Raw genomic sequence first — 8,085 nt, 5'->3', positions numbered from 1 at the left:
GTTGCCGTGATCCACGCAACAATAATTGATCCAAGCGTAGAAATCACGGCAACCCACACTTGATCACTCAAGAACGATCACTCCCAACGCAATTCGATCACTATTCCAACTAACACAAAAAAGGCATATATTCCAGGGAAACTTAAATACACTTCTCGCAAAGCGTCATTCGCACAAAATGACAAGAAAAACGCTAACCACACAAACGTCAGCGTTCCAGTCATGATCTGCTTGTAGTACAAATGCTTGATGTCCCACAGCGCAAACACCAATGCGATCGTACCGACCACTGCAAGCATAAAAATGAACGGTGGATCATCAAGCGCAGCCAACGGACTATGATCCCAGTCAAAAATACCTGTTGACCGCTTAACGATAAAGAAAAACGCCAGAGAATAAGTCTCCAGCGCTTTTAGAAGCCAAAATCGGTTCTTTCTAATATTTTTTAACATTTTTAACACCCTTTTCCTACCCGCCCACCACAAAAAATCATTTAAGATAAATAGCCTTGTAGCTATCGAAAGCCGAGTAATTATTATCGATCTGGTCTGTACCGTAAATATCTTTCCTTGCTGGTGTCCATGGTGTTGCTTGTGAACCTTCCTCAACTTTGATATTTGCTAAATACAAGTCAGCAGATACCCCTTCTTGAATGGTTGCGTTATTGTCAAAACGAATATATCCCTCATCGTTATTTCCAGTATTAAAACTTACCGACTTATTTACCACTCCACTATTACTTAACTTTTGGCTCGCAATTGGTAATATAGCTTCTGTCCAAGAGGCTTGGCTAGTGTGCATGCGTGCCAAAAAGTATACATCATAGCTTGCCAAAGCATAATTATGAAACCCAGAAAAGCTAATAGTGTAAATTGTATTTGGCTTTACTCTAAAACGATCCGAACCAACGGTTACTTCCCTCGTTGTACTTTTATTTGAAATAATAAGCATATTTTCAGTATTATTCTTCCAAAATGGGTGCTTACCTAAGTACGGTTGGCCAACGGTATTAGTATCAGTCCAACCATTCAAATTCTTAAAGTTACTTGAATTTGCAACTAAATTGATCCCTGGTATCTGCAAATTAGTGACTAGTTTTAACTCGTCCGACAATTTATCAAAACTATTCTTTAACTCAACTCGGCTTTGTCCATTAGAAACAGATACTACTTTGCCTTGTAGCGTTTGCCGATTACCGCCACCGAACATCCCAGCTGGTTCGGTTCCGAATGGTACAACTCCAAACGGATATTCTAAATATTCAAACGTTACTTCTGAATCTACTTGTAAAGCCTTATCAACGATCATAACTAGACCTCGTGTAGTCATCGTGATCATAGCTCGTGTACTTTCACGTAGTCCGTTGTATGCTGAAACACCTAGCGTGTATGTCGTTTTGGGCTTTAGGCCTGTAATCTCAACTTGTCTTGATGTTGTTTCTTTGATCTTGACGTCATCTTTATAAATGCGATACTGCATTTGCATCAACTCCAATTCAAAGTCACGCTATTAGCTGTCACATTTGAACTACGCAAGCCACTGACATTGACTAACGCTTCGTATACCGTGATACGTACTAAGCTAGACTCAACGCCACCGATTGTAGCTTTAATATCCGTTGTACCAGTATTTTTTGCGGTAATATTCCCATTTTGATCGATCGTCGCTACTTGCGCATTCGATGACGTATAGGTAACAGCGCCATCCGTTTGATTTGCTGGGTTGATCGTCACAGTAGCTTTAGCGATCCCGCCAACTTCCAGCGAAGTCGAATTGATCGTTAATGTAACTGATACCGCAGAGATACCGGATGTCGCAACAGTCACAATGTTAGACTTCTCGCTTTCACGTAGCCCATTATGCGCAGAAACAGCAAAGCGATACGTTGTTTTAGCTTTTAGATTTGTTGCGGTGTATGTCGTTGTATCTGTGACTTCTGCAACTTTTTGCAGTTGTCCAGTCGAGCCTTCACCACGATAAATGAAAAACTTCATTTGTGATCACCCGCCTTAACCTTCTGGGAACATTTTGTCATAATCTTCTTTTGCAAAATACTTTACTTCAACGAATAATTGAACGTCTTCTTTTGTGAATAGACCCATTTTGTAAAAACGGTTCACTACTTCGTAACTGTATAGCATACTAGTTAGCCTCCTTTGCATTATTTGCTTGTTGTTTCATCAATGTTGCTAAGATAGCAGCACCTTGTTCCTGACTTTTCTTCAGTGCATCAACATCTGCTTGCAGTTTAGCGACTGTCAACATTTGCTGAGCTTCTTTCTTTTCCGCAGGCGTTACTGCTGGAACGTTATCCGGGCGCTGTTGTTGTGCAAATTCTTTGTCGAATTCTTCTTTAGTCATTGACACCCACTCTGTTCCGCTCCACGATGGTGCATACATTCCTGTACCATCTGCATTGACTGGCGCAACTGTTGTAGCATTAGTTGGGATTGTTTCATCATCAGCGATCACATCAGTATATGCAAAGCGCTTAGTATCATCAAAATAATAAATCAACATCTAATTTCCACATCCTCTCTAGTTGTATAAGATACCTGCAAATTTAATATCCATTCCGCCATTATTCCATTCACTACCACGGGTGTAGATGGTTGCAATTGCTTTATCTGGTTTAAAATCAACATCATATTGTTTTGCATCGTCAGAGATACGTCTGCCAACTCCAAAAGAAGCAAACTTCGTAAAACCGTCTAAATATGACTTTGGAATAGCTAAGGCTTCTTTAAACGTCCATCCTTTGAGTGTGACATTTCCGATATAACTTTGAAAATAGATGATCGCAAAACTATCGAATTTGAAGATGAGACCCTTGCAAGCATTACGGTCAACGCTAAAACCATTGATCGGCGTAAACTGCTCTTTTGAAATTTCTACTACACTACCGTTCATACGTTCAAGCTCAGCTTTGACCTTATTGAAATTTTGTTGGATAGCCTCCGGACCACCATTCATACCAGTAACGATCGCTTCTAACGAGATAGTCATAAACTATCACCCTCCTTTATTTTTCCCAATCTAATTTTTCCGTTTCATCATTGATCCGTGTCGCACGTAAATTTCTTGGTGCGATCACTGTTGTAGGCTGTTGATCTGTTTGCGGTGGTGCAACTGAATCAGATGAGATCTGATGTTGACCATTCCCCGCCAAAGCACGTCGATCATCGACTTCGCCTAGATCAAAGCGCAGTGTTTTATACCCGTCAATCAAATACCAGTAACCATACTTATATTCAACGACCCCACGCATTGCATATGCCGTTGGCAAATGGATCACTACAGTATTTAGATCTTGATATTCGATCTGTGGTGCTACGCTAGTGAAGTTAGTACCGCCAAACGATCCACTTGGACCAGTACCAAAGCCCCCGGTTTCCGTGCCAATCGCGTATTCGTAATACAAAACATTGACTCGTGGATTACGATTTTGGTTGTGCTTCAACGTGATCGTAAAGCCTGCAGGAACATATGAAGCAAGCAATTGCTCAATGTGTTCCAATCGATTATCTAGCGTTATATAGCTACCGTAGCGGTTAGAATTGCGAGCTAGAATAACTTCGCTGTCGACTGTCGCATTTGCGATCACTTGCAAAAATTGGTTCTCTAAGTCGGTTTGGCGTCCTTCAACTTGCCCTTGTCGATTGATAAGCTCAAGTTTTAGATTGTTCATCGCTCGCTTAAACTCTTGCTCGTCATTGATCAGATACTGTGCGATACGTGCTGTATAGATCGCCCACTGCGCTAACGTCTCACGCACGTCTTTACCGTACATTTTTTCTCTAAGCCAAGTAGCGACTGTTTGAGCGACCTTTTCAACATCACCCACCGAAATATCACGCTGAAGCTTTTTTAGATCCTCTTGCGTGATCGGTGTGTTATCTCGATATGTCACTTTCTCACTTCCTTTCAATTAAGATAAGCTTTGAATTTATCACTTGGTTCTGTGTTCATATCAACGTTGCCAATGATCCCAGACACACGGCCTTTGCTTGTGTATTGCCAAAGATCATAAGGATGTGTAGGCTTCGTACTATTGACGATAGATCCATCATTTTGTCCATAGCTGGGGATCCAGATCGCACCAGCTCTTGCAGTATTCAAGTTGAAACTACTATACAGATGATTTGCGATATATAACACGATCTTATGATCTGGGACACCTAAAGTATTGAGCTGTGACATGAACGCTTCAATGCCGGCTCGCATTTGAGATACATTACCGCCCATCTCAACGCTTTCCACATCGATCGCATAAAAAACAGGCTGTTGCTTGTTAGCAACAACCCGCTGTGTTCTCTCAAAGAAATCTCTAGCTTCTTGCTGTGCGTCCGATGTCGATGTACCTCGGAAATAAGCATACACTGCATATTTACCGCCGGCGCTGATACATTTTTGCAAGTTCTCCATGTATTTCAAATCCTGATGCGACGATCCATCTTGTACTCTGATGATGCTTAAAGTTACGTCATCTCTGACAACGCTATTCCAGTCGATAACACCTTGCCATTCCGAGATGTCAATAATTTTCCCGATGTGCGCAGGTTGTGGCTGTGGCGTCTGTCCATTGAATTTGTTTTCCAGTTCCTGCAAAGCCTGCTGTAAGCTTTTAATTTGAGCATTTGAACTTTTAAGTGCCTTTTCGAGATCTGCAGTGCTCAACTTCTGATCTCTGATCAAATTATAAAAAGCGTCACGTTCAGCATCATAAGCTTGCGATGATTGATTTCTATACGCATTTACAGAAAGAGGATCATTACTTAGAGTTATCGTTGTGTTTTGAACTTGCAATAGATCTATCGACATTGACACGATCCGTTCATCGATTTCTAGGCCTTGCAAAGAATTCTGTACGGTAACAGTATCTCCACAATCGAACATAGCGACACCATCTTTGATATAAGATAGGTCAACATATGTTAGTTGTATCTCGTATTTGATAGCTTTTTGTGAAGCTAGATAAGCACGTCCCTTCTGCAACAAAGTATCAGCAGTATTGACATCATCCCACGTCTGAACTTTAGCTCTGATCCCAAATTCTTTGATCAATTCTTCATCTCGCAGATACTCGTTACCACCATTAGCACTAGCGATCGTTAAACGTGGACTTGATACCTCAGTCTTGTTTTCTTCGTTTGTTTGACGCTCTTGTGTAGCTCCCAACGGTTTAAGGACCGTTACTACTTCGGTAGGATCGATATTTCTTGAAGATGACAGCAAGTTCTTAGCCAACTTTATCTTCTGCGTAGCCGTTCCACCAATCTTTGGCATATAGTCAAGATACAAATTTCCAGCCTCATTGCGAACTCTAAGCTCGCCGCCTAAACGGCTGACTAGTTTGTCTTGAATATTATCATACGTATCTTTTGTATCATCAACAAAACGATAGACATTATCAGTTGAATTAGTGACTGTAACATTACCTAAGCGTACCTGCTTAAAGCTTTCTACTTGCTTGTTGTGCTCATTGATTAGCGCTTGTAGAAAGTCTTTAGGCGTTGTATCGTGAAACTCTCGCCAAGGCTGTACGCTGTCATGCAAGAAGCCCTCAAGTCCTTCACATACAGCTATTTTTTGAATGACACCACTAGTATCCATACTGTCTGAATAAGTTAATACACGACCTTCAAAAAGAACTTTGTTTTGATCTGGGCGTGTTACTTTCACAAAGAATTTGTACGGCTTAATAACCGCATAGAGTTTATGTGAGGGATCCAGTGTAAACGTGAAGCTATCATAGGCGCTAACGCTCTTTGAAACTGTTGCAGATACTAACCTAATACGTTGGTAGATATCTGAATTAAGCAACATTTCTGGGCCATTCCAGCCTTCCCTTATCGTTACTCGATAGCCTTTGCTCATTAGATCACCTCTTCTGTCCAATCAAATGATACTTTGCCATTGCCAATGATCGTGATCAAGCTTTCACCCTTGGGTAGTATCAGGTCATCATTTGAATTACCACCACTACGCAAGTGATAACGTTGATCATTCAAAATAAGATCTACTGGATTTTCACAAGTAACTGTAAGTTCTGCTTCGCGATCCCCTGTATTGATCAACATCAGATTTTCAAACTCCTTGACATCGAACTCAGTTTCTTGCGCTGCATCAAGGTCAAAGCTAAATGGATCCCAGACATCATCAAAACGCTTTTTGAGTCGATAGGCATCACACTGAAATGTGATTGTAAGCTTTGAAAAGTTATAGTTTTCTTCTAACGTTGGTGCTGTCTGAACTTCACCCATAAAGGCATAATTCGGCATAGCATCATCACGTAACAAAATCTTTCCAACTGGCTGATATAGCCAACGTGTGATCTCTGTCACTCGATTATACAGTGCGTATGGATCTTCACGCCCAAAAGGTATTTTGCAAGGAAACGTGATCGTACGTTCATCATACACATTTTCGCCATATACATTGCTCAAATCTACTTGCTTAGAGCTATACGGCAATTGTATTAAACTTTTCCGCTTTTGAGGTAGCGTTATTTGCTTTGTATCCAAAACACGCATGTCAAACTCGCTCGAATGTCTACCGTTGAACGTAAAGCCATACGTTTTACTAGAAATTGACATCTATCGCCATACCTCTCTTTCCTAAAATATCTCTTTGGTTTCGCTCATGAGTACCGTATCTTTCATAAGCGACTGCAAAACTTCGACCATCTACCTTAACTTGCTTATCAGCAATGATATCAAGTTTTCGATTGATAGCTTCGATTTGTTGACTATAATCAGTACCCGTGTAGCTTTGCGTGCTATGAGTAGCGCCAACGCTTTGACTCGTACTTGGCGCCATACCGTAACCGTTTGATCCACTAAATTTAGCGCGATCGATAATATGTGCGATCTTTGCGCTAAAGCTGTTCGGGTTGATCTCAGCCCGTTGCTTGATTGCACTAGCTAACAAGCTGTCTGCATTTGGCTTGCGATTGTTGATCACAAATTCGTCACCATCTTCTGCGATCCACGCAAGCTGCTTGTTGTATACATGACCGCCGTTAGCATAACCGTGACCGTGTCCAATTACGGCTAACATGTCAGATCCGTAACGTGCTTTAGCATAATGGATCGCAGCTAACATATTGTCGTAGCCATTGAAAATATCTTTGTGGCCCGGAAAAGCATGTGCATTAAATGTCGCTGAAATCGTCTGTAATAAACCTTTTGCGAGATCACCAGTCAACGTGTTAATGTCGACATAGCCACCTTGAACTGCTTTAGGGTTCCCCCCAGATTCGCTTTGAATTTGGCGTAACCAAGCCTGTACATAAGCATCTGATGTTGGTAAACCGTTAGCGGCTAATGCCTTTTTAACATATGGTTCCCAACGTTTTGCACCTTCACCTGGCGGGTTTCCTCCAGATTCATCAAACTTCTTCTTAAATCCGTCTAAAATACCTTTAAACCAGTCAACAGCTTGTTCAGGTACATATTTACCAGCACCCTCTCCGATGTCATGCCAAATAGCTTCAGCACTATTCTTACTTTTCTTGAAAAGGCCCATTAATACACCTAACGGATCCTTTAGAGCATCTTCTAATTGATCTATCTTATCAGCTAGCCATTCGCCAACATCACCACTGACATCACCGATCCAGTCGGCAGCCTTTCCTAACCAATCACCAAAACCTTCTTTATACTGCGGTAGCCCTAGCAACATAGCTGTTTGTTTAGCTGGCATAACAGCATCACCAGCCTCTAAGTGGGTAAGTACGTTACGCTCTTGTGGTAATTCAACCGATCCATCACGTCTAAAAATAGCTTCTCGATATGTTGGACTTTCTTCGTCATTGACCAACGCTAGTGTTGATCGTGACATCCGACCACCATCTTTTAAACGTGGAATAAGATCAATGGTCTGTTTTTTACCACCGAAGAAATGAACTACGCCATTAATACCTTTAATACCACCATTCACAAAATCAATGATCCCATTAAATCCAGCCTTAGCAGCATTTTTCATACCATCCCAAATCCCACTAAAGAATTTTGCAACGCCGTCCCAAATTCCTCTCCAAGCACTGTCAATACCTTTAGCAACTCCGATAATGATATCTTTCAG

General features: G+C 41.3%; 10 protein-coding genes. All 10 read right to left on the bottom strand.

The genetic code is table 11. From position 1 onward, the window contains the following. Positions 1–77: 77 nt before the first annotated feature. Entirely contained in the window at positions 78–452 is a 375-nt protein-coding gene (locus Q9Q35_RS07285) for a hypothetical protein (RefSeq protein WP_119448216.1), read from the bottom strand. Between the two features lie 37 nt (positions 453–489). After that, positions 490–1,479 (bottom strand): hypothetical protein, encoded by a 990-nt coding sequence (locus tag Q9Q35_RS07280; protein WP_112195484.1) that lies wholly within the window; start codon positions 1,477–1,479, stop codon positions 490–492. 5 nt (positions 1,480–1,484) lie between these two features. Further along, positions 1,485–1,994 carry an Ig-like domain-containing protein gene (locus Q9Q35_RS07275; RefSeq protein ID WP_112195486.1) on the bottom strand — a complete coding sequence of 170 codons (510 nt, stop codon included), beginning with the start codon at positions 1,992–1,994 and terminating at the stop codon, positions 1,485–1,487. A gap of 15 nt (positions 1,995–2,009) precedes the next feature. Further along, positions 2,010–2,141 (bottom strand): XkdX family protein, encoded by a 132-nt coding sequence (locus Q9Q35_RS07270; RefSeq protein WP_112195488.1) that lies wholly within the window; start codon positions 2,139–2,141, stop codon positions 2,010–2,012. A 1-nt stretch (position 2,142) separates the two neighbouring features. Then, on the bottom strand, positions 2,143–2,520 hold the full coding sequence (locus tag Q9Q35_RS07265) for a hypothetical protein (RefSeq protein ID WP_119448217.1): 378 nt from the start codon (positions 2,518–2,520) through the stop codon (positions 2,143–2,145). An 18-nt stretch (positions 2,521–2,538) separates the two neighbouring features. Beyond that, the gene (locus tag Q9Q35_RS07260; RefSeq protein WP_119448218.1) at positions 2,539–3,006 is read right to left on the bottom strand and encodes a hypothetical protein; all 468 of its coding nucleotides are present in this window, start codon (positions 3,004–3,006) and stop codon (positions 2,539–2,541) included. 16 nt (positions 3,007–3,022) lie between these two features. Further along, entirely contained in the window at positions 3,023–3,910 is an 888-nt protein-coding gene (locus Q9Q35_RS07255) for a hypothetical protein (RefSeq protein WP_112195495.1), read from the bottom strand. A 14-nt stretch (positions 3,911–3,924) separates the two neighbouring features. Continuing rightward, on the bottom strand, positions 3,925–5,877 hold the full coding sequence (locus tag Q9Q35_RS07250) for a phage tail spike protein (RefSeq protein WP_304652784.1): 1,953 nt from the start codon (positions 5,875–5,877) through the stop codon (positions 3,925–3,927). Next, complete coding sequence (locus tag Q9Q35_RS07245) at positions 5,877–6,596, bottom strand: distal tail protein Dit (RefSeq protein ID WP_112286348.1); 720 nt, start codon at positions 6,594–6,596, stop codon at positions 5,877–5,879. The genes Q9Q35_RS07250 and Q9Q35_RS07245 overlap by 1 nt, the downstream gene beginning before the upstream one ends. Beyond that, a partial coding sequence (locus Q9Q35_RS07240) for a transglycosylase SLT domain-containing protein (protein ID WP_304652783.1) occupies positions 6,583–8,085 on the bottom strand: 1,503 nt, incomplete at its 5' end. The genes Q9Q35_RS07240 and Q9Q35_RS07245, both read right to left, overlap by 14 nt.

The organism is uncultured Ligilactobacillus sp. (assembly GCF_948826705.1).
Classification (GTDB): Bacteria; Bacillota; Bacilli; order Lactobacillales; family Lactobacillaceae; genus Ligilactobacillus.
Note: the sequence above shows the minus strand (reverse complement) of the source record. Positions and strands in the feature narration are given on the sequence as shown.